Origin of the sequence: Pseudomonas sp. NPDC087697 (assembly GCF_044743155.1) — a bacterium.
Taxonomy (GTDB): domain Bacteria; phylum Pseudomonadota; class Gammaproteobacteria; order Pseudomonadales; family Pseudomonadaceae; genus Aquipseudomonas.
The window spans coordinates 211,124-232,237 of sequence record NZ_JBIUVW010000002.1 but is presented as its reverse complement, the minus strand read 5'-3'; the positions used below and the strand labels follow the sequence as shown (position 1 = coordinate 232,237).

Sequence of the window (21,114 nt, the reverse complement as noted above, 5' to 3'; positions counted from 1 at the left end):
TGACCCCCGGTGGTGGTGGCGGAGGGGGTTCCCGGTAAATCACGGCGGGCGGCGCCCGTACCGCACCCGCGACCACTGCTCCCAATACTGCGCCAACGAGTACCGCCCCTAAATCGCCGCTGCCACCGCCACCGCGATAGTCACCGCCACCACCGCGATAGTCACGATAGTCACGATGGTCTCGATGGTCATCATGGCCACCACGATAGTCGCGATGGTAAACCTGCCGGCCGTAGCCCTCGCGTTGATTGTCGTGCTGCGCTTGTGCCGGTAGCGCGGCAGCCGCCACCGCAGCAATGACGAGCGTTACTGCCAGTCGTCGGTATAACGGTATTTGCGAATGCTGAGTCATGACTCGTGCCTCCTTGTTGGCAACGATCTGCCTTTCGCTAGCTTGACTCAGCTGCTGCGGTGGGTCTGTTCGGTAGCGCACTCTCCAACAGGGTTTATTGATGGGCCGGATAGTCCCTTTGCAAGGCCAGATTCAGCGCCATGACATTCACCCGTGGCTCACCGAACACACCCATGGTCGGGGCAACGGTGTGGGCCTTGACCAGACTCAGCACGTCATTCACCGGTACGCCACGCAGCTGCGCGACACGGCCAGCCTGCAACATGGCATTGGCGGGGCTGATCTCCGGGTCCAGGCCGGACGCGGACGTGGTCAGCATGTCGGAGGGCAGTTGCTGGCCGATCAGCTCCGGCTGGTCCTTTTCCAGAGCCTTGCGGTCGGCTGTCAGCCGATCGCTCAGGGCCTGGCTGGTCGGGCCAAGGTTGGAGCCCGAGGAACTGGCGGCGTTATACGGCGCGGGTACGGTCTTGGTCGGGTCCTTGGGGTCTGTGTCCGTGGTCGCAGAGGGGCGGCCGTGGAACCACTGCGGTGCATCCCACTGTTGACCGATCAGCGCTGAGCCGATGACCTGGTCCTGGGCGTTTTTCAACAGACTGCCGTTCGCTTGCGTTGGGAAGACCAGTTGCTCCAGCCCTGTGACCGCGAAGGGGTAGAGGATCCCGCACAGGACCCAGGTGACCGCCGTCATGCGCAAAGCCGTTAACACTACAGTGTTCATTGTCATTCACTCCTACAGGAACGGTGTCAGGCACAGGTCGATCAGCTTGATGCCGATAAAGGGCGCGACCAGCCCGCCGACGCCGTAAATCATGAGGTTGCGATAGAACATCGACTCCGCGCTCTTGGGCATGAACTTGACCCCGCGCAAGGCCAGAGGGATCAACGCCGGGATGATCAGTGCGTTAAAGATCAGGGCGGAGAGAATCGCGCTTTGTGGCGTCGCCAAATGCATCACGTTCAGCACCGCCAGACCTGGCAACGCGACCATGAACAGCGCCGGCAGAATGGCGAAGTATTTCGCCACGTCGTTGGCGATGGAGAAGGTGGTCAGCGCACCACGGGTAATCAGCATGCGTTTGCCGATGCTGACCAGATCGAGCAGCTTGGTCGGGTCAGAATCGAGGTCGATGATGTTGGCTGCCTCCTTGGCCGGCATCGTGCCGGTGTACATGGCAAGACCGACATCCGCCTGGGCGAGCGCGGGCGCGTCATTGGTGCCGTCACCGGTCATGGCGACCAGGTGTCCCAAGGCTTGCTCGGAACGGATCAGCTTGAGCTTGTCTTCGGGAGTGGCTTGCGCCACGAACGTATCCAGCCCGGCTTCGGCGGCGATCACGCTCGCCGTGGTCGGGTTGTCGCCGGTGACCATCACCGTACGGATCCCCATGGCGCGCAGCTCAGCCGCACGTTCACGGATGCCGGGCTTGAGCACGTCCGACAAGGTGATGATGCCGAGAATCCGACCGTCGACGGCCACCGCCAGAGGTGTCGCGCCGAGTTTGCTCACACTTTCCGCGATACGCAGCAGATCCGCAGGCTTCGGCGTGCCGTACTTTTCCTTGACGTAAGACACTACGGAGTCGACGGCACCTTTACGGATCACGCGGCCATCGCCCAGGTCGGTGCCGCTCATGCGGGTTTGCGCCGAGAAGTCCGTGCCCACCGCTTCTTCCTGGCGGGCTTCGCTGTGCGCCCCCTGCGCTGTGGCAAACGCGCTGGTGGACTTGCCTTCCGGTGTGGTGTCGAACAACGAGGCCAGGTAAGACGCCTGCACCAGTTCGTGGCGGGAGCAGCCACTGACCGGTAGAAACTCGGTCGCCTGACGATTGCCCATGGTGATGGTGCCCGTCTTGTCCAGCAGCAACGTATTGACGTCACCCGCGGCCTCCACGGCCTTGCCGGACATGGCGAGCATGTTGAAGCGCATGGTGCGGTCGATACCGGCGATCCCAATCGCGGACAGCAAGGCGCCGATGGTGGTGGGGATCAACGCCACGATCAGGGCAACAAGGTCCGCGACGTTGATCTGGGCGTTGAGGTAGGCCGCGACGGGCGCAATGGCGGTCACCACGATCACAAAGATCAGTGTGAGCACCGAGAGCAGGACCGTGAGCGCAATTTCGTTCGGGGTCTTCTGGCACTTGGCGCCTTCGACGAGGCTGATCATGCGGTCAAGGAACGTATGGCCCGGCGACGCGGTGACAAGGATGATCAACGAATCGGAAATCACCCGTGTACCGCCAGTGACCGTGGACGCCACCTCGGAACCGGGCTCCTTGACCACTGGCGCGGACTCTCCGGTGATCATCGATTCGTCGACATAGGCCACGCCTTCGACGACTTCACCGTCCGTTGGGACCAGTTCGTCACGATTGACCCGCACCAAATCGCCCTTGCGCAGCGCGGCGGCCGGGACGGTTTCGGTCTTGCCGTTGTCCAGCAGACGTAGCGCGTTGAGTTCCGAGGTGGTGTGACGCAGCGACGCGGCCTTGGCCTTGCCACGGCCTTCGGCCATCGCTTCGGCCAGGTTGGCAAACCACACGGTGATGAACAGAATGAAGGTCACGACCCCGTTGTAGAGCGAGGAGGCGTGAGACGGCCCGAACAACTGCGGGTTCACCGTCAAGGCGGCCGTCACCAGTGTGCCGAGCCAGACCACGAACATCACAGGGTTCTTGATCTGCAGGCGCGGGTCGAACTTTTTCAACGGTTCGACGAGGATCAGCTTGAGGAGCGCCGCGTTATAGCCGTGGCGCTGGCCTTTACGGACAGTGCTCGTCAGACGCGGGTTCAGCAGCAATGCTTTTTGAGCTTTCATGTCTGTCTCCACACCGTTAGAACAGCAAATGCTTGTTCATGGCGAAAAACTCGGCGATCGGTCCCAGAACCAGCGCCGGCAAAAAGGTCAGGGCGCCGACGATCATGATCGTGGCCAGCCACCAGGCGCCGAACAGCGGGGTATCGGTGCGCAGCGTACCGACACTGGCCTTGATGGTCGGTTTGGCCGCGAGCGAGCCGGCCACCGCCATCAGGAAAATGATGGGTGGATAACGGCCAATGAGAATCGCGACGGCAATCGCGCTGTTGTACCAGGGCGTATTGGCGTTAAGTCCGCCGAAGGCCGAACCGTTGTTCGCCGCCGCCGAGGCGAAGGCGTACAACACCTCCGAGTAGCCGTGCGCGCCGGCATTACCGAGCGAAGACACACCGTAAGGCATGACCATGGACCATGCAGAAGGGGCGAGAATCACCAGCGGGTGAATCAGCAAGGCCAGCGACACCAGAATGATTTCGCGCTTCTCGATTTTCTTGCCGAGAAATTCCGGCGTGCGTCCCACCATCAAGCCGGCGACGAAGACCCCGATCAAGCCGTAGATCAGGAAGTTCAGGAAGCCCACACCCTTACCGCCGAACACACACTGCAACATCATCTGCACCAGGGTCGGCAGGCCACCCATGGGGGTAAAACTGTCGTGCATGGAGTTGATGGAGCCGGTGGTAAAGGCCGTGGTATAGGCGGCGTAGAGACTGCTTTGCGTTATCGCGAAGCGAACCTCCTTGCCTTCCATGTTGCCGCCCGGTTCCAAGGCGCTGGCGTGGGTTTCAATACCCAACTGTTGCAATAGCGGTGTACCGGCCTGTTCCGGTACTACGCAAAGGATCAGGAAGCCCACCAGCATCAGGCCCATGACGCCATAGATCACCGCGCTTTGACGATGGTTCTTGATCATGCAGCCGAACATCACCACCAATGCAGCAGGCAGGCTGGCCATCAAGAGCAGCCGCACAAAGTTGGTCAACGGCGTCGGGTTCTGGAACGGATGAGCCGCATTGACGTTGAAAAATCCGCCGCCGTTGGTGCCGAGGTTTTCAATCGCTTCTTGCGCGGCAACCGGACCCAGCGTCAGCGTCTGATGCCCGCCCTGGATTGGAGTCAAGGCAACGCTGGCATCCAGCGTCTGCGGCACGCCTTGCCAGATCAGGAAAATGCTCAGCAGCAGTACCACCGGCAACAGCACGCGGGTCGTGAAGCGGATCATGTCGCGGTAAAAGTTGCCGAGGTTGGCGCCGCCGTCTTTCACCAGCAGGGCCCGAATAAAGGCAATGGCGACCACGAAGCCGGTGGCTGCCGAGGTGAACATCGGGAAGGTGATGGCCGCCATCTGGCTGAAGTTCGACAACGCGCTTTCACCACCATAACTCTGCCAGTTGGTATTGGTGATAAAGCTGATTGCTGTATTGAACGCTTGAATCGGCTCCATGCCGGCAAAATTCTGTGGGTTCAGCGGCAGGTAATTCTGAAAGACCAGAATCAGGTAGATCACAATGGCCATGATCAGGTTGGTCGCGAGCATATTGATGGTGTAGCGCTTCCAGTTCATCGGCTGGCTGCACGCCTGCTTGCCGATTAGCCGATAGCTGAGGTTGTCGATGGGATCGAACACGCGATCGAACACCGTCTTCTGGTCTGTAACGACTCTGGCCAGATACCGTCCGACCACGATGCTCAGTACAAGTGTGGCCACCAGTGTAATGATGATTTTTAGCCATATATGCGACATCGTGTTTACTCCTGAAACAGCGGAATAGTCTGATGTTTCTATTGTTTATAAATAGGCGCGTTAGAACTTTTCCGGATGAATGACGGCATAGAACAGGTAAACGATGACCACAAAGACCAGCGCAAGAAGCAGGTCGATAGCCATGTCGAATTCTCCTGGTTACAGTTGAAATTCTGGCCGTTGCCGGGAAACAGCCGAACTAACACTTCGTACCGTTTTGCGCTGCGACCTGATCTTTTTTGACTGGCTCGTCATGATAGAGGGGGGCGGAGTTCACTGCCGGTCAGGCAGCGCAGGCAGAGAGTGACTGCTGTCCGTGGTTTTCGATGTGGTGATGACCCTTTCGGAAAAACTGATCAATACACCGAAAAACAGATAAAACCCGATCATGATAACGAGCATGAGTGCTGTTAGAAGCATAGATATTACCCTCTATACTTAGATCGTTTCAGGGCCGCTTTAATGGCGGGCTTTCATATTTTGTTCGTGCAGTGTCAGTATAGGTAGCCGTGCATCCGTCCAAATAATGACAACATTGTTTTTGTCGGTAATTACGTAAAAAAACCGTAAATGATTAGCGCGCCAGGTGGTGTGCTCTTTATGCAAATCCAGTGATTTTGGGGTTGGGCACTGAGAGGCGTGAAAGTTGGGTAAATAGCGTTGTCGGAACTGTAGCTACACTCAGGTTCAGGTGTCGCAAGGTCAGTCAATTCCTCTTTGTGAGCACAGCATCACTGGTAATGGACTCACCCACCGGGTGCCAGGTTTGCACTCGATCAACTCAAGGTGGCGGTTATGCTCAAACTGGAACGAGTACCAGGCTGGATCATCGGGCCTGCACGGGACCCGCTGGCGCCGGATGCACGGCGTCATATTCTGCTGGTCGCGCTGCTGGCCTGGGCCGGGTTGGGGGCCAATGGTTTGTCTTCTGCCAGTTACGGCCCGGAGAAAGCCTATCTTGCGCTGGGTGCCCACCCCGAGTTGGGGCTGTTCCTCGCACTGGCGACGGTGGTGACGGTCTTCATCATTTCGTTGGCCTACAGCCAGGTGGTCGAGCTGTTTCCCTCGGGCGGCGGAAACTACAAGATCGTCTCGAAGCTGCTGGGACGCCGGCTCGGTGTGGTGGCAGGTTCCGCCTTGTTCGTCGACTATGTGTTGACCATTGCGGTATCGGTGGTGAGCGGTACAGATGCGTTGTTCAGCTTGCTTGCGCCCGAAGCCCAGGCGCATAAGTTGCTGATCGAGATCGCTCTGATCCTGTTACTGATTGTTTTGAATCTGCGTGGCATTCAGGACTCGATACGCTTTCTGTTGCCGCTTGCACTGGGCTTCTTGTTGATGCACGGCGCCCTGATTATCTATGGCGTCGTGTCGAAGGCTGGCGGTCTGGTCACAACGTGGGTGCAGAGCACGGCCGACACCGTGGCACTTTCACATGATCTGGGTTGGCCTATGGTCGCGGCGTTGTTTCTACGCGCCTATTCCCTGGGGGGAAGTACGTATGCGGGGCCTGAAGCGATCGCCAACAACGTCAACCTGCTGGCCGAACCTCGGGTCCGAACCGGCAGAGCGACGTTGCTCTATGTCGGCATCTCGCTGGCGTTCACCGCCGGCGGCATGATCCTTTTATATACCTTGTGGAGTGTTGAACCGGCCTACGGGCAGACGTTGAATGCAGTGGTGTTCAAAGCGATCATCGACCAACTCGGGATCGACTCAAACGTCGGTAACGCATTGCTCTTGCTCACCCTTGTGCTCGAAGGGGCAATCCTTTTCGTCGCGGCCAACTCCATCCTGATTTTTGCGCCGTCGCTGCTCGGTAACATGGCCGCCGACTCCTGGCTGCCCCATCGTTTCTGCAATCTCTCGAACCGCCTGGTGAGACAAAACGGCGTGGTCTTCGTCGGAGGTTGCGCCTTGATTGTTCTAGTCTTGTCACGTGGCTCACTCGGACTGCTGGTTGTGCTGTACAGCATCAATGTCTTTTTGAGTCTTGCCCTGGCCAAGGCCGGGCTGTGTCGTTACTGGTGGCAGCACCGGCATGAACTCAAGGGTCGCTGGATCAGCCGAATACTCATTGCGGCCACAGGTTTCACGGTGGCAACTGGAATTCTGCTGGTGACGCTCACTGAAAAATTCTTTGAAGGCGGGTGGGCAACGTTATGTTTGACGCTGATCATCATCGGTGGCTGTGTCGTTGTTCGACGCCACTATCGCAGGGTGGAAAAGTTGCGCACACAGATGGATACCGACTTCGCCTTGCCCGCTCAATCGTTATCGGCAATCCGTGGGGTGGAACCGTTCCCGGGCAGTCCGACGGCAGTGATTCTGGCCACGGAGCATTGGGGGGCGGGAATCCATACGTTTCTATGGGTGCAGAGACTGTTCCCGGGCAGATTCAAAAACATCCTCTTTATCGGGATCATCAAGGTTGAAGCTGATGTGCTGGGCCCGCTGGATACGATGCAACAAAAGAGAGCCCTGTTTGATCAATCAATGAACCAACTGGAAGCTTTTTGCGCCAAGAGTGGGGTCAGTTCGACTCGTCAGATTGGCTATGGAATTGACCCGGTTGCGGAGTTGGAAGGACTGCTCAAGGAAATCGTTTCGCGTTTGCCCGAGTGTGTCTGCTTCAGCAACAAACTCATCCTGCCAGAAGGGTGGTGGTTTGCCGAATGGCTGCACAACCAAACGCCTCTGGTGTTGCAACGCAGACTGCACCTTGAGGGTATTCCATTGGTTATTCTGCCGATCAAACTTCATTAAAAGGCAGTGGCGGCAGGATGTTATGCACGATATTTAACGTGCTTGATTAAAACAGCACGACCCAGCTGGACGTTCACGAGGCAGCGTTCTGACCGCTCGCAACGGCCGCACTATAATTAACCTGTGTCCGTGTTTGCGTGGCGAGTACTCCAAATCGAGTCAGGTATCCATAACGCTCGCCCGACAGGCAGAGGGCAGCACAGCAAATAGGACGAAAAGTACGTCCGATGACACGAAAGAGGGTCCTGCCATGAAAACTCACTCCTTCCAGCATTACTCTCATAATCTGGGAATGGCCGTTCACGACGCGTGGATTACTACCCGGGTGAAGTCGGCCCTGGCATTTTCAGAACCGACTCTCAGCATGCATGTCAATGTCAAAACACTTGCGGGTACGGTGGCGTTGAGCGGCCGGGTTAACACCCATAAAGAGTGCGAACGGGTGGTAGAACTCGCCCGTTCGGTGAATGGCGTCAACGAAATCGATGCCAAAGACTTGCTGACTCATGTGTTCACTCCAGGGCATCTCCCCGAGGCTCCCAACGCTGAAGAGAGCACCGAGTATCGGCCGCAATCGTCGGAAAAAAAGATGGATGACAAATAACGCTGGCAACCTTGTGAGCGCCGCGCTCCCGGTTGGGGAGCGGGGCGCAGAGTGTCCTACCGACCGCAAAACACTGCGGGTCTGCGCTCCGAAAATGCCGCCAGCCCCTCATCGAAGTCGCTGCTCTCACACGCCTGCCGACGCAATTCTGCGATCTGTTCCATCGCCTGGACGGGCATCGGTTGCAGGTCTTCGAGGATGCGCAACTGCTCCTTGACCGCCGCAATGGCCAGCGGTGCTTTGCCAGCAATCGTGCGTGCCAGTTCAAGCGCAGTCGCCTCCAGCGCGTCGCTGTCGACCAGCCTGTTCACCACACCGAAGCGTTCAGCGCGTTCAGCGTCGAGCTTTTGCGCAGCGAAAAACATTTCCTTCAACACGTGAATTGGCAGGTTGTTGAAGAAACGCAGCAGCCCACTGGTGGTGTAAGGCAAGCCGATGTTTGCCGGAGTCATCGCAAAGCTCGCGCTGCGATCGGCGACGACCAGGTCGCAACTCATCACCAGGTCGACCGCACCTCCCCACACCGAGCCGGATACCACGGCAATCACCACGCCGGGGTAGGCGCGGATGCGGCGCAGCACTTGTTCGAGTGGCTTGCCGTAGGCAATCGGGTCGCGGTCATGTTGCAGTTCGCGGATGTCGTGGCCGGCGCTCCAGACGGGCTGGCCCACTTCGCTGCCCAGTATCACCACCGGTATGCGTTGTGACGCCAGTGCAGCGAGGCTTTCGTCGAGGGCCGTCAGCAGTTGTGCGCTTAGGGCGTTACGGTGGGTGGGGTTGCTGAAGACCAGCCGACCGATTCGTTCATCGACAATGTTGGCGGTCACGGTGGCGGAAGAGGTTTGCGTCGGGGTCATTGGGCTGTTCCTGTTGATTGCTCGGAAGCCATTGCTGGCGAATCGTTGGTGTCCTGGAATACGGCTTTCGCGGCCAACAGTGCGTTGATCGACGCGGCGTCGAAACCGGCCTCGCGCAGTACTTCGAGGGTGTGTTCGCCGAGGAGGGGCGGTGGTCGCTGGCCGGCGCCAGGCGAAGGTTCTGCTGCGTCGGTTGCGCTGAACACGGGGGTCACTACCTGACGCAGTGCGCCGAGTGTCGGGTGCATGAGTGTCCTGGTCAGTTGGCTATGCAGCACCTGCGGGTCGTCGAATACTTCGTCGAGTGTGTTGATCGGACCTGCGGGTAAGCCTGCCTCGGTGAACAGTTCAGTCCACGCGCGTTTACTGCGGGTCTTTAAACGGCTTTCGAGGATGGTTTTCAATTCGTCACGCCGCGCGACCCGGGCTTCATTGGTCGCGAAGCGCGGATCGTCCGGCAGCGTCGGTAAATCGAGCAGCACGCATAAGCGTCCCCACATGGCCGAAGTGATTGGCGCCAGATTGAGCGGGCCGTCCAGCGTCTGGAACACGCCGTAAGGCGCAATGACTGAATGGGCGTTGCCCGTGCGGCGGGGGACATCGCCCAGGCTGAGGTAGCGTTGACCGTGCACACTTAACAATCCGACCAGGCTGGCCAGCAACGACGTGCTGACATGCTGGCCGTGCCCGGTGCGTTCGCGCTCCAGCAGGGCGGCCAATACCGCCGTCACCAGCCACATGCCCGAGGTCAGGTCGCCGATGGCCGTGCCGGTGCGGGTCGGATCGCCATCGACGAACCCCGTCAGGCTCATCAGCCCCGAGTAGCCCTGGGCGATCTGGTCGAAACCCGGCCAACTGCTCATCGGCCCGTCGGTGCCAAAGGCGTTGATGCTGCCCATGATCAGCCGCGGATTACGCGCGCTGAGCACGTCATAACCGAGCCCCATGCTATCGAGGGTGCCGGGTTTGAAGTTTTCGATCACCACGTCGGCATCATCGATCAGCCGCTGGATCGTGGCTAACCCCTGGGGATTGCGGAAGTCGATGCACATGCCGCGTTTATTGCGATTGCACGATAGGTAGTAGGTGCTCACGCCCCGGTCGAACGGGCCCCAGGTCCGGCTCATGTCGCCGGTCGGGCCGGGTTCGATCTTGACCACATCGGCGCCGAGGTCCGCCAGTACCATGGTGCAGAACGGCCCCGACAGCGCACGGCTCAGGTCGACGATCTTTACGCCTTGCAAAGCTTGCATAGGGTTCTCCAGTGAATGTTTGAGCGCTGCTGTTTTATTGCGGCAACGGCTGATCACGGGTTTCGACGGCAAATGGCAGGATCAGAATGCCCAGCCCGAAGGCTGCGGCCGTCCAGGCGATAGGCGCGCCCAGCGAGCCGTGCCAGTGGATCGCCGCGGCCAGCAGGAAGTTGACGCCCGCGCCGATGAAGCGGCCGACCGATGCGTTGAAAGCGAAGGCCGTGGCGCGTATCCGGGTCGGATACTGCTCGGGCAGCCAGAGCGAGAAAATCGCGAAGTTGCCGCCGAAGAAACCAAGGAACACCAGCGACACCATGAACAGATGCAGGCCGTCGTCCATGTAGAACACCCAGCCGAACGCGAACACGATCGACGTGGCCATGCCCGCAAAGTAGATGCCCAGCGCAACCCGTCGCCCCAGTCGTTCGGCTAGCCAGGGCGCCACGAGGCAGCCGAGAATCGTGCTGAGCGACAACACCGCCGCGCCAATGGACGCCAGATGAACTGCCCCGACGTGGTCGATACCGGCGCGGGTCGCCAGTGTCACGACGGCCGTCGCTTCGTAAACCGAGCCGGCCCACAAGCCGACGATGGCGACTCCGACGAGGGCAGAGCTGGTCAGTGTGCGTCGGCGAAAGGCCGGTGCAAAGATTTCCCACCATGAGGTGCGTGCGCAAGCGATTGGAGAGTGGGAACGTTCGACGTGGTGCGCCGCCTTGTGCGTCTGGGCAGGTTCTTTGACCTTCAACGCGGTGTAGATCGCAACCGCCGCCGGTGCGAGGCCGCACAGAAACATCACGCGCCAGCCGTAGGTTGCGCCGACGGTGTAGTTCAGCAACGCAGCAATGAAGAAGCCGAAGTAGTAGCCGGTTTGCAGGTAGCCCGCGCCCATCTTGCGCCGGTCTTCCGGCCAGCTCTCGGCCACGTAGGTGCCGGCCAGTGCCCACTCGCCGCCGACACCGATCCCGGCAATCAGCCGAAACGCCGCCAGCTGCCAAATGTTCTCCGAGAAAGCAGCGGCCCCGGTAAACAGTGAGTAGACCAGAATGCTGGCTGCCAGCATCTTGACCCGGCCAAAGCGGTCGGCGAGCGGCCCCCAGATAAACGACAGGCCCCAACCGATCAGAAACAGCCCGAACAAGACGGAACCGTACATGGCGATGTTGGCGGGGGTTGGGGTTATGCCCGAGTTGGGCAGTAACTCGGTCAGGGCGGGAATCAAGACCAGTGCGAAGATCACCGAATCCACGCCATCCAGCACCCAACCCAGGTAGACGGTCCAGAAGCCGCGAATCTGCTCGCGGGTCAGGGGCGTTTTGATCGGCTTCACGCTTGTTGCTGATGCTGTTAATGCTCTAGACATTAAGATCTCCCATTGACCTTGATCAGGCCTATTGAGGCGCTGCGAGGCTGTGGCAGCCGTCAGCGCTTCGTTTATTGTGAAATCAGTCTAGGCAGCGCATGCCATAAGCAACAAATATGAAATTCCTTTAGTCCTATCGGAATTTTGTATAGAGTCAGATTCTTTGGAAACCCCCTCATGGACCTGCGCCAGTTGCGGTATTTCATCAAGGTGGTTGAGTGCGGCAACATCACCCGCGCCAGTGAAGCGCTGCATATCGCGCAGCCCGCGATCAGTCAGCAGATGCGCAATCTGGAACTGGATATGGACATGCAACTGCTCGAGCGCAGCGTGCATGGCGTGGTTCCCACTGCGGCCGGGCAGACGCTTTACCGGCATGCCATCGAACTGCTGCGCCAGGCCGATGGCACCCAGGAACTACTGCGTCAGGACGCCGAATTCCCGCAGGGCAAGGTATCGGTCGGCATGCCGTCGAGTACGGCTCGCATGTTGGCGATTCCGCTCGCTCGCACGATTCGCAGTCGCTATCCGGGTATCAAGCTGGAGTTGATCGATGCCCCGAGTGCCGATCTCGGCCGTCTGATCACGGTGGGGCGGGTGGCGCTCGCGGTGAATGTCGATGTGGTCGAAACCCGTGGGATGATCTCGCAGCAGCTGCTCACCGAAACGCTGTACCTGATTGCATGGCCGGAATTTTCGTTACCCGATGGGCCCGTGACGATCGACGCCCTGGCGAAGATGCCGCTGGTGCTGCCCTGTGCACCGAACACGATTCGCAGTCGAGTCGAGTCGGCACTGCAGGAGGCCAGTCTGCACTGTGAGGTTGAGTTCGAAGCCAACTCCACGGACCTGTTGTTCTCAGCCGTTCTGGCAAAACTCGGTGTCACGATCCTGCCTTGGGCGGCCGCCCATGTTGAACTGGATCAACATAAGCTCAAGCTGGCCAGGATCGATCATCGACTGTTCACTCGTGATCTATCCCTGTGCTGGCCTGACACCGCCGTGCAGAGCAACGCTGTGCAAAAGGTCAAGGCGACCATTTTTGAACTTTTCGAGGACTTTGGACGGCGTCCGGGGTGGGCGGACGGACAATGACGAGTGCGGTTGCGTGGGCCTCGGGCAACGCGTTCTTTATGCCGACAGGTTCCTGAGACAGGCAGTGAAATCACGAAACGGTTTTCGCCATCTCAGAGGTCGCTGCCCAGCCCAGTCCTTCATACACCGGCTTGCCGGCCTTGGTCGCGTGTAATACGGCAAAACTCATTCCGCGTTGGGCAAACTCGGCTTCGGCCAACTTCATCAGGGCTGAAGCCAGGCCCCGGCGCCGGTACGCGGGTTCGACGAAAACGTTTAGCACATAGCCGCGCTGGTCTAGGGTCGGATGGGACGGATGAGGTGGCCAGTCGATATTCATCATGCCTATCGCCGCCACGGGCTGCCCTGTGTCCATCAGCGCAAAACCGTAGTAGCGGCCATCGAATAGACGCTGGTGCAACCAGGGCCGGAAGTGCTCAGTCATCACCCGCAACTTCGATGGGTCTCCTCCCGCCTCAAGGAACATCGTTTCGCGGTGCACACAAATAATCTCACGGTCATTTGGCCCTAGCCGCCGGGCCGTCAAGCCTGAAAAATCGATGTTGCCGGGAATCTCTTTCATCGTATGCACCTGGACGGAGCGGCCGATGCTAGGGCGATGAAGAGCAGAATGTTAGACACAGATTGAATAAAAGCACGCCATACAGCGACCGCGGCGCACGCGCTGTCGGTGTTCGGGATGTTGGATTGAGTAGCTCGCCCAACGTTACCTGGCGGGTACCAGCCAACGCCTGCGCGTTCTCCTTCAGACGCTGAAGAAGCCCTTCAGATGTGTCTACAAAACCAGCGGCGATTTTCCTCCCGCACTGTCCGGCCCGCTCTACAAGCCAGATCAGCGACTCATCAGGCCAAGACAATTCATTATGTTCGATAATTTGCACAGTTCTTGCAGAATAATTTACAAGCCTCTTAATCTGTAACCCTTCTACCCGCGGAGTCGTTGAACATGCCGTTACGCTTGAAGTTAGCCCTAAGCTACCTGCTGATCGGATTGATCCCGGTTTTGGGCATGGCCTTTACGGTCTACCTACAAGCCAGTACGGCCCTGCGCGAGCAGACGCTGAACGCTCTCGAGGCGGTTGCCCATATCAAACAGCAGCAATTGCTGGATAACTGGCAGGAGCGGCGCAACCAGATCAGCACCCTGGCCAGTAACCTGAGTAACAACTACCAGGGACTGGACAACACCGCGCTGATCAGCACCGCCCACTATGACAGTCCGATTTTTCAAAACTTCATCAGCACCTTTGGTTACCGCGAGCTGAAACTGATCATGCCCGATGGCACCGTCATGCTCAGTCTGCAGGGCGGCAGTGACGAGCAGCACAATCTCAGCGAAGACAGCCTGCGCGATACCTCGTTGGCGCGTCTGGTCAAGCAAAGCCGCGATAGCGGCAAAGTGTTGATCAGCGACCTGCAGTACAGCCCGCAGAGCAAGGAGCCGACCCAGTATCTGGCCGCCCCCGTCATGTCGAACGGTGCGCTGGAAATGACCCTGGTGCTGGAGTTACCCATCGCTCCGCTCAATAACGTGATGCAAACCCGCCAGGGCCTGGGTGAAAAAGGTGAAACTTATCTGGTCGGCAGCGATGCCAGCCTGCGCTCGGACTCGGCACGCTTCCCGGAACGCCAGGTCAACCGCAGCCTCAATGCGCAAGTCGGCCTCACTGGCAACGCCGTCAGCAATGCTCTGGCGGGCCAACAGGGGCGCATCGCCGAAGCGGGGCTGGACGGCAATAGTGCGCTGAAGGTGTTTGTCCCCGTCGCCTTCGATGACAACCACTGGGCCTTGATTGCCGAAATGGATCAGGCCCAGGCGTTCGCCCCGGTGCGCCAATTGATGTGGCAAGTCTTGCTGCTTGGCTTGCTGACCGTCGCCGCCGTTGTCATCGCCACCTGGTTGGTCAGCCGCAGTGTGATGCGCCCGCTGGGCGGTGAACCGAGCAATATGACCGTACTGGCCCGTCGCTTGGCCGCAGGCGAGCTGAACCTGCCGACTGAACATCGACAACAGGCCGGCTTGATGCTGGCCCTGCATGAAATGGCCCAGGCCTGGCGCGATGTGATTGAGCGTCTGCGCCAATCCAGCCAGGACGTCGGTCAGGCCAGTAGCGAAATTCTAAGCGCCGCCGGGCAAACCAGCGAACGCCTCGACCTGCAGCAAGAGTCGCTGGAAATGGTCGTCAGCGCCGTCGAGCAAATGTCCTGCACCGTGCAAGAAATCGCCCGCAACGCCGCCGACAGTGCACACGGCAGCACTGCCGCACGGGGTGCCTTTGGCGAGATGCAAGGCACCTTGCAACAGATGATCGGCCAGCAGGGACGCTTGCTGAACGACATCGGCCGGGCCGGCAGAGTGGTCGATACCCTGACCAGCGACGCACTGAAAATCGGCACCGTGCTCGCGGTGATCCGCGGCATTGCCGAACAAACCAATCTGCTGGCACTCAACGCCGCTATCGAAGCCGCGCGCGCCGGGGAACAAGGCCGTGGCTTTGCTGTGGTCGCCGACGAGGTGCGCAACCTTGCCCAACGCACCAGCAGCGCCACCGAAGAAATCGTTGCCATCACCAACACCTTGCAAAGCTCTTCCACCGAAGCCCTGCAGGCGATGCAGGCCTCGGCCGAACAAGCACAGACGCTGGAGCGTGAAACCCAGGTCGTGCTGACCTCGTTCAGCCAGTTGGACAATTCCCTGCAAGGCGTGCACGCCCTCGCCGTGCAGATCGCCGTTGCTGCGAACGAACAGGCCGGAACCACGCAGGAAGTGAATCAGCATATGCACCGCCTGCACGACATGACCCGCGACAACCGGAGGAATGCGGCGCATACCCGCAGCAGCGGCGAGCACCTGCAGCAAGTGGCCAACAACCAGCAAGCCCTGGTGCTGCGCTTCCGTTTATAGCCGCCGGAGAGCCGGGAATGCTCCTCGATATAGCGCAGCCACATAAGCTTCCAGCGCGGGGTGGACGCGATTGCTCGGCCTATGGCATGGTCGGAATGACAGGCCATGCAGCAGTTGGGATCGGAACGATGGAGGAGGGTGATGAGTTCGGCGCCAAGGCGTCGATGGCAACGCTGAAAGCGTTCAATCTTTGCGTTTTACACCTGGGTCGTCTTGCTCGAGAGCGTGGTGCATCCCAATTCATTGCAGACGGCCTGCAGGCGTTTCGTCAACTGGTGCCCTTCGCTTCGGCGTGGTGGGGCGAGATGTCCACGTCAGACGCCAGTACTCCGCCCCAAAGCTGGATGCACGGGCGCATCAATCTGCCCGAGTCGTTTGCCGCCGAATGGCACAAGAGTGCGGGCAGCGACAAATTCTCCCATGACACGTTGAGTCAACCCGGTGAGGTCGTGCGTGACAGCGGCTTCACCGACCCCAACGAGGAAGTGAACGCGTTCGCACGGCGCCACGACCTCTACCACCCGATGTGCATCACCTTCGAGTTGCCCGAAAGCGGCTTGATGTTCTTCGTCTGTCTCTACCGCGGCACTCATGCACCGGCGTTCAACGAGATCGAGGCCAGTCTGTTTTCGGCCTTCTGCGACCACCTGTTGCAGTTGTGGCGATTTCAGGTGCAAGACATGATCCGGTTTGACACGGGCAGCGGGGCGACAGACTTCGGGGTCGCACGTATGGACGGCAGTCTGCTTTACGTGGGGGCAAGGTTGTGTGCAGCCATTGCGCGCGAGTTGCCCGGGTGGAATGGTTCAATGCTTCCAGCAGAAGTGATCGCGCAACTGCAAAAGGCACCCAGCGTAATGCGCCTGGGCCGCTGTGCACTGACACTGAGTCCTAACGCGGAGCATGTCATTCTGTCACTCGAGACGCAGTCGCGCGGGGCGGTGCTTGCGCCACGCGAGCGGACGGCCGCCATGTTGTTCGCCGCCGGCCACTCCTACAAGGAAATTGCCAAAATCCTTGCGTTGAGTCCGGCAACAGTGCGCACCTATCTGCGCAATTGCTACTTGCAGCTCGGCGTCAAAAGCAAGGTGGAATTAGGTTTTGTCCTGCGCTCGTCGACCCCACTTGCGGATGCTACGCACCGCGCTTAAGTGTCGCGTACCCGTGTTTCCAACTAATTGCCTTACCCCTCCTCATTTGTAGAGGTCCAAACGACTGCTGCGCTCTATAGGGTATGCCCTGCATATCACGGGGTTGCATGGCACTCAGTGCGGGCCACTTCCAAAACTATAAAAATAGAGGTGAGGCATTTGAAATTTTCCAGGCTATTTATCGCTGTTGCCACGACAACGGCATTTTCTTGCATGGCGCTGGTGGGGTGTCAGACATCCGGTTCGACTCCCGCTGACATGGTGATGCGCAACGGCTATGTCTACACCGTCGATGGCAAGAATTCCGTGCAGCAGGCGATCGCTGTTGCTGGCGGCAAGATCGTCTATGTTGGCAGCGATGAAGGGGTCACCTCGTACATCGGCACGCAGACACAGCTGATCGATCTGGCGGGACGCATGTTGATGCCGGGCTTCATTGATGCCCACATGCATCCGGGGGACGGAGGTCGCGCCATGACCTTGTGCGACCTGAAATACCAGACGATGACCCGTGCGGTCTTCCAGGCGACCATCCAGGCGTGTCTGGATGCCAGCAAGGACAAGGAGCCCAATGCCTGGCTAGAGGTTGGCAGCTGGGACCGCATCGGCATGACCGGACTCGACGGCGACCCCGACAAATCGACGCTGGATGCGCTCAAGACCCAGCGCCCGATTCAGGTCCGTTCCACCGACTTCCATACCGTGCTGACCAACTCTCGCGGTCTGGCGCTTGCCGGCATCAACAAGCACACGATCAACCCGGGTGATGGCAAGTACGTGCGCGACAGCGCCGGCAACCCGACCGGCATCTGCGAAGACGGTGCAGCCGAAACCATGGCCGGGGTCGTGCCGGCAGCCACCGATGCCGAGAAACTGAACCAGGCCCGTGCGGCGCTCGACGCCATGCGTCAGCAAGGCATCACCAGTTTCTTCGATGCCTTGTCGGGGCCTGAGAATGGCAAAGCCTTCAGCACCTTGCAGCGGTCGGGCGAGCTGACCGCCCGGGCCTTGTTGGCGATCAAGCTTGATCCTGCCGCCGCTGCTGCAGACCCGGCCAAGACCATCGCCGAGGCCAGGGAACTGGCCAGTACCTACGACCAGGGCGAAACCAAAGCCGCGCCGGGCGTGAGCATGCGCCACGTCAAATTGTTCATGGATGGCATCATCAACGCTCCGGCTGACACCGGTGCGATGTTAACGCCGTACTTGCACAATACCGGGACCGCTACGGCGCCCAAGTGGACACCTGGCAAGAACCTCGGTGAGCTTTATTTCCCCCCACAAGTACTCAACCCGCTGCTGCTACAGGCGGTCCAGGCCGGCTTCGACCCGCACCTTCACGCCACCGGGGAGCGCGCGGTGCGTGATGCGCTGAACAGCATCGAATACGTGCGTCAGCAACTGCCCGGCAACGGGTTCCGTCCAGCCATCGCTCACGCCGAGACAGTGGATCCTGCCGACTATGCGCGCTTCAAGGCGCTTGATGTGACCGCCACCATGTCCTTCCAGTGGGCCCAGCAGGAGCCTTCTACCGTCGACGGCACCAGCGATCACCTCGGCCCGGTCCGTTTTGCACGCATGGAGCCGTCGGGCAGCATCAGTCGCGCGGGTGGTCGTGTTGCATTTGGCAGCGATTGGCCCGTCGACCCGCTCGACGAATTCCTTGCGCTCAAGATCGGTGTCACCCGCTCAGGCGATCCGCTGAACCCACATAGCTATGGACCCAAGTTTGCGGGAAGGCTGAATGCCGACCCGGCACTGTCGCGTACTGAAGTGCTGCGCGCCATCACCCTGAACGCCGCTGAACAGCTGCGACTGGACGCTGTCGTCGGCTCGGTCGAAGTCGGCAAGTTCGCCGACTTGATCGTATTGGACAAGAACTTCATGCAGGTGCCGGAGGATGAGCTGGCTCGAAATGACGTGCTGCTGACGGTTGTGGGCGGCAAGGTCGTGTGGGCCAAGGAGGCGTTCGCTGGCCTTGATCCCAAGGTGTTGTCCCAGGCATCCATCTCCCGACCAGCCCAATAAAAACAAGAGAGAGAGTTCTGAAACGCCGAACTCCTTCAGCGAGAACCAGGTTGCCCGCGTTTCTGATCTGATCGTGGGCAAACTGGTGTAGGACATGAAGAAGTAGTCCATCGTTGAGCGGGCCACACACCTTCCTGACGCCATCGCTTAGGACGATGGTGTCCACCTGTTTAAGTGGACGTAAGTGTCAGCCAGACACATCTGGCTCTCGAGCTTTCACACAGCTTGCAAAGGGTATGCGAATGGGGCTAGATCGCCTTTAAACTTCAATTCACCACATGTCTCGTCGTCAGGGTCTATTTATGCCGCTGAGGTTTCATAAAATGCACGCCAATGGTGATGACTTCGTTATCGTGGACTCGCGAAACTCGGCCAATCCAATGACAAGTACCATGGCTCGGCGAATGGGTGATCGGAACCGAGGAGTCGGATTCAATCAACTCGCGGTGGTACTCGATTGCGATGATGCAGTTGCGCGCTTGATGTTTTGGAATGCAGATGGCTCCACGCTGGATGCTTGTGGCAGCGCAACGCGGGGTGCCGCGGATATGCTGATGCGCGAATCAAATATTACTTCGATAGCGCTCCGAACCAACCGTGGTCTACTAACTTGCGAACGAACCTCAACCGGCGCAATTTCTGTCAACATGGGGGAGCCGCTTTTCGGCTGGTCGGATATTCCCCTGGCTCTGGAACTGGATACTGCTGTTTTGCCACTTGCTGGTGGCCCAACAGCTTGCAGCATGGGAAATCCGCACTGCACCTATTTTTTGGATGATCTAACAGCCGTTGATATAGCGACAATCGGACCGACAATTGAAACCAACCCCCTATTTCCCCTCAGGACGAACGTGCATTTCGTCCAGATCATTAACCGAAAGCACATTCGGTTACGCATTTGGGAACGCTGGGGTGGTATTCCGCTTGGTTCAGGTTCCTGCTCTTGTGGCGCCGCTGTTAACGGAATTCGTCGTGGCTTGTTAGACAATTCCGTTGAGGTTGAATGTGATGGCGGAACTGTAACGGTTCAATGGGATGGTGTGGGACCTGTCTTTCTCATCGGGCCGGTAGAGACGACTTTTTCGGGAACAGTCACGGATAGCGTGTTACAAGTTTTATAGCTGCTATATCGTGATAAACAGCGGAGTTAATCATTCGCAACCGAAAAGTGGGTATTTGTTGCGAGACGAAATAACGGCCGGACATATCTGGGGTTACATTATTTTCGCGAGCACCTATTGCTTTGCTTGATTTCCCGCCGTGGGAATAGCCTGAATGACGCAATGCTCTCACTCAAGAGTTACCTGGCTGCCTGCTGCCAGGTTGCTAAGTAACCACTCACTGAAGCTGCGCGCCAGTGGGTTGTTCTCACTATCACGATGGGTCAGCAAGGCCCAGTTGGGGCCGCGAATGGTTTCCTCGACCAAGGGTTGCAACAGCCCATTGGCGCGCGCTTGCCGACTCAATAATTGGCTGACCAAGGCGATACCGAGCCCTGCACAAGCGGCGTCCAACAGCAGGCCGGGGTCGGAGAAGTTCAGCCCCTGATCCTTCTGACCTACATCTATGCCAGCCTCCACCGCCCAGTGACTCCAGTCCATTTCCCGCTCACCATGGAGGGTTGTGCGCTGTTCGCTGGGCACCGCCAACAGGCTTGGGTGGCAAGCCGGGTACAGGCGGTCGGCGTGCAGCACCTTGAAGCTGCATTCGGCCTGGGAGCTGATGTCATCTCGCACCGCGAGGTCGATGGTCTGGCTCGTCATGTCCGGGACTTCATCGGTACTGAATATCCAGAGATCAACTTCCGGATGCTGGCGACGGAAGTCTTCCAGGCGTGGCAGCAGCCAGTGACGGGCGAACGCCGGGGTGGTGTTGAGGACCAGTTGGTTGGGTTTTTGGTACTGCCCGAGGCGGCGAATGCCGACGGCGAGTTGTTGCAGCAGTGCCTGGGTGGTGCTGAGCAGGTCGTGACCGGCATCGGTCAGGCTGACGCTGCGTCCACTGCGATAGAACAAGGGTTGTTCAAGGTACGCCTCAAGGCTTCGAATCTGCTGGCTGATCGCCGATTGGGTGAGGTGCAGCTCTTCGGCGGCCTTGTGGAAACTGCCTAGCCGGGCGGCGGCTTCAAAGCCGCGAAGGGTGCCGAGAGGCGGCCAGTGTTTGAGCATGCTGATAAGT

16 protein-coding genes are annotated in these 21,114 nt (G+C 59.1%); 7 read left to right on the top strand and 9 right to left on the bottom strand.

The features are described from left to right. Positions 1-446: 446 nt before the first annotated feature. The 4 genes from kdpC to ACIPIN_RS03285 are packed head-to-tail and all read right to left on the bottom strand — an operon-like array spanning position 447 to position 5,058. Positions 447-1,070, bottom strand: a complete 624-nt coding sequence (kdpC, locus tag ACIPIN_RS03300) for a potassium-transporting ATPase subunit KdpC (protein ID WP_401115214.1) — start codon at positions 1,068-1,070, stop codon at positions 447-449. Positions 1,071-1,082: 12 nt separating this feature from the next. Continuing rightward, on the bottom strand, positions 1,083-3,170 hold the full coding sequence (gene kdpB / locus ACIPIN_RS03295; RefSeq protein WP_401115211.1) for a potassium-transporting ATPase subunit KdpB: 2,088 nt from the start codon (positions 3,168-3,170) through the stop codon (positions 1,083-1,085). A 16-nt stretch (positions 3,171-3,186) separates the two neighbouring features. Further along, positions 3,187-4,914: a potassium-transporting ATPase subunit KdpA gene (gene kdpA, locus ACIPIN_RS03290; protein ID WP_401115208.1), complete on the bottom strand. Its 1,728-nt coding sequence runs from the start codon at positions 4,912-4,914 to the stop codon at positions 3,187-3,189. Positions 4,915-4,974: 60 nt separating this feature from the next. Then, positions 4,975-5,058 carry a potassium-transporting ATPase subunit F gene (locus ACIPIN_RS03285; RefSeq protein ID WP_401115270.1) on the bottom strand — a complete coding sequence of 28 codons (84 nt, stop codon included), beginning with the start codon at positions 5,056-5,058 and terminating at the stop codon, positions 4,975-4,977. Between the two features lie 762 nt (positions 5,059-5,820). On the opposite strand from ACIPIN_RS03285, the gene ACIPIN_RS03280 reads away from it, so the two are divergent. Both ACIPIN_RS03280 and ACIPIN_RS03275 read left to right on the top strand, forming a co-directional pair. Then, positions 5,821-7,680 carry an APC family permease gene (locus tag ACIPIN_RS03280; RefSeq protein WP_401115205.1) on the top strand — a complete coding sequence of 620 codons (1,860 nt, stop codon included), beginning with the start codon at positions 5,821-5,823 and terminating at the stop codon, positions 7,678-7,680. A gap of 250 nt (positions 7,681-7,930) precedes the next feature. Then, entirely contained in the window at positions 7,931-8,284 is a 354-nt protein-coding gene (locus tag ACIPIN_RS03275; protein WP_401115202.1) for a BON domain-containing protein, read from the top strand. 56 nt (positions 8,285-8,340) lie between these two features. Here the strand turns inward: ACIPIN_RS03275 and scpB are convergent, their stop codons facing one another. Genes scpB through ACIPIN_RS03260 form a run of 3 tightly spaced genes read right to left on the bottom strand, consistent with a single transcriptional unit; the run spans position 8,341 to position 11,724 of the window. Further along, positions 8,341-9,141 (bottom strand): methylmalonyl-CoA decarboxylase, encoded by an 801-nt coding sequence (gene scpB / locus ACIPIN_RS03270; protein WP_401115200.1) that lies wholly within the window; start codon positions 9,139-9,141, stop codon positions 8,341-8,343. After that, a complete protein-coding gene (locus tag ACIPIN_RS03265; RefSeq protein ID WP_401115198.1) occupies positions 9,138-10,394 on the bottom strand; it encodes a CaiB/BaiF CoA transferase family protein in 1,257 nt (418 codons plus the stop codon). The genes scpB and ACIPIN_RS03265 overlap by 4 nt, the downstream gene beginning before the upstream one ends. Positions 10,395-10,428: 34 nt before the next feature. Then, on the bottom strand, positions 10,429-11,724 hold the full coding sequence (locus ACIPIN_RS03260) for an MFS transporter (protein ID WP_401115195.1): 1,296 nt from the start codon (positions 11,722-11,724) through the stop codon (positions 10,429-10,431). 210 nt (positions 11,725-11,934) lie between these two features. On the opposite strand from ACIPIN_RS03260, the gene ACIPIN_RS03255 reads away from it, so the two are divergent. After that, positions 11,935-12,852 (top strand): LysR substrate-binding domain-containing protein, encoded by a 918-nt coding sequence (locus ACIPIN_RS03255; RefSeq protein ID WP_401115193.1) that lies wholly within the window; start codon positions 11,935-11,937, stop codon positions 12,850-12,852. 70 nt (positions 12,853-12,922) lie between these two features. Here ACIPIN_RS03255 and ACIPIN_RS03250 read toward each other — a convergent pair whose 3' ends face one another. Then, positions 12,923-13,414, bottom strand: a complete 492-nt coding sequence (locus ACIPIN_RS03250) for a GNAT family N-acetyltransferase (protein WP_401115191.1) — start codon at positions 13,412-13,414, stop codon at positions 12,923-12,925. Positions 13,415-13,798: 384 nt separating this feature from the next. Between ACIPIN_RS03250 and ACIPIN_RS03245 the strand changes: the two genes are divergently transcribed. From ACIPIN_RS03245 to dapF, 4 genes are all read left to right on the top strand, one after another. After that, positions 13,799-15,757 (top strand): methyl-accepting chemotaxis protein, encoded by a 1,959-nt coding sequence (locus ACIPIN_RS03245; RefSeq protein ID WP_401115189.1) that lies wholly within the window; start codon positions 13,799-13,801, stop codon positions 15,755-15,757. A 128-nt stretch (positions 15,758-15,885) separates the two neighbouring features. Continuing rightward, positions 15,886-16,908 (top strand): helix-turn-helix transcriptional regulator, encoded by a 1,023-nt coding sequence (locus tag ACIPIN_RS03240; RefSeq protein ID WP_401115267.1) that lies wholly within the window; start codon positions 15,886-15,888, stop codon positions 16,906-16,908. A 159-nt stretch (positions 16,909-17,067) separates the two neighbouring features. Further along, a complete protein-coding gene (locus ACIPIN_RS03235; protein WP_401115187.1) occupies positions 17,068-18,936 on the top strand; it encodes an amidohydrolase in 1,869 nt (622 codons plus the stop codon). A gap of 302 nt (positions 18,937-19,238) precedes the next feature. Further along, positions 19,239-20,057 carry a diaminopimelate epimerase gene (gene dapF / locus ACIPIN_RS03230; RefSeq protein ID WP_401115265.1) on the top strand — a complete coding sequence of 273 codons (819 nt, stop codon included), beginning with the start codon at positions 19,239-19,241 and terminating at the stop codon, positions 20,055-20,057. Positions 20,058-20,225: 168 nt separating this feature from the next. Here dapF and ACIPIN_RS03225 read toward each other — a convergent pair whose 3' ends face one another. Then, positions 20,226-21,104: a LysR substrate-binding domain-containing protein gene (locus tag ACIPIN_RS03225; RefSeq protein WP_401115185.1), complete on the bottom strand. Its 879-nt coding sequence runs from the start codon at positions 21,102-21,104 to the stop codon at positions 20,226-20,228. Positions 21,105-21,114: the final 10 nt, after the last annotated feature.

What these genes read in the sequence shown, in the direction of transcription:
- ACIPIN_RS03255 (WP_401115193.1), top strand. Translation starts at nt 11,935, where the DNA reads ATGGACCTGCGCCAGTTGCGGTATTTCATCAAGGTGGTTGAGTGCGGC.
- dapF (WP_401115265.1), top strand. Translation starts at nt 19,239, where the DNA reads ATGCCGCTGAGGTTTCATAAAATGCACGCCAATGGTGATGACTTCGTT.
- ACIPIN_RS03240 (WP_401115267.1), top strand. Translation starts at nt 15,886, where the DNA reads ATGGAGGAGGGTGATGAGTTCGGCGCCAAGGCGTCGATGGCAACGCTG.
- scpB (WP_401115200.1), bottom strand. Translation starts at nt 9,141, where the DNA reads ATGACCCCGACGCAAACCTCTTCCGCCACCGTGACCGCCAACATTGTC.
- ACIPIN_RS03245 (WP_401115189.1), top strand. Translation starts at nt 13,799, where the DNA reads ATGCCGTTACGCTTGAAGTTAGCCCTAAGCTACCTGCTGATCGGATTG.
- ACIPIN_RS03250 (WP_401115191.1), bottom strand. Translation starts at nt 13,414, where the DNA reads ATGAAAGAGATTCCCGGCAACATCGATTTTTCAGGCTTGACGGCCCGG.
- kdpA (WP_401115208.1), bottom strand. Translation starts at nt 4,914, where the DNA reads ATGTCGCATATATGGCTAAAAATCATCATTACACTGGTGGCCACACTT.
- ACIPIN_RS03275 (WP_401115202.1), top strand. Translation starts at nt 7,931, where the DNA reads ATGAAAACTCACTCCTTCCAGCATTACTCTCATAATCTGGGAATGGCC.
- ACIPIN_RS03225 (WP_401115185.1), bottom strand. Translation starts at nt 21,104, where the DNA reads ATGCTCAAACACTGGCCGCCTCTCGGCACCCTTCGCGGCTTTGAAGCC.
- ACIPIN_RS03265 (WP_401115198.1), bottom strand. Translation starts at nt 10,394, where the DNA reads ATGCAAGCTTTGCAAGGCGTAAAGATCGTCGACCTGAGCCGTGCGCTG.
- ACIPIN_RS03285 (WP_401115270.1), bottom strand. Translation starts at nt 5,058, where the DNA reads ATGGCTATCGACCTGCTTCTTGCGCTGGTCTTTGTGGTCATCGTTTAC.
- kdpB (WP_401115211.1), bottom strand. Translation starts at nt 3,170, where the DNA reads ATGAAAGCTCAAAAAGCATTGCTGCTGAACCCGCGTCTGACGAGCACT.
- kdpC (WP_401115214.1), bottom strand. Translation starts at nt 1,070, where the DNA reads ATGAACACTGTAGTGTTAACGGCTTTGCGCATGACGGCGGTCACCTGG.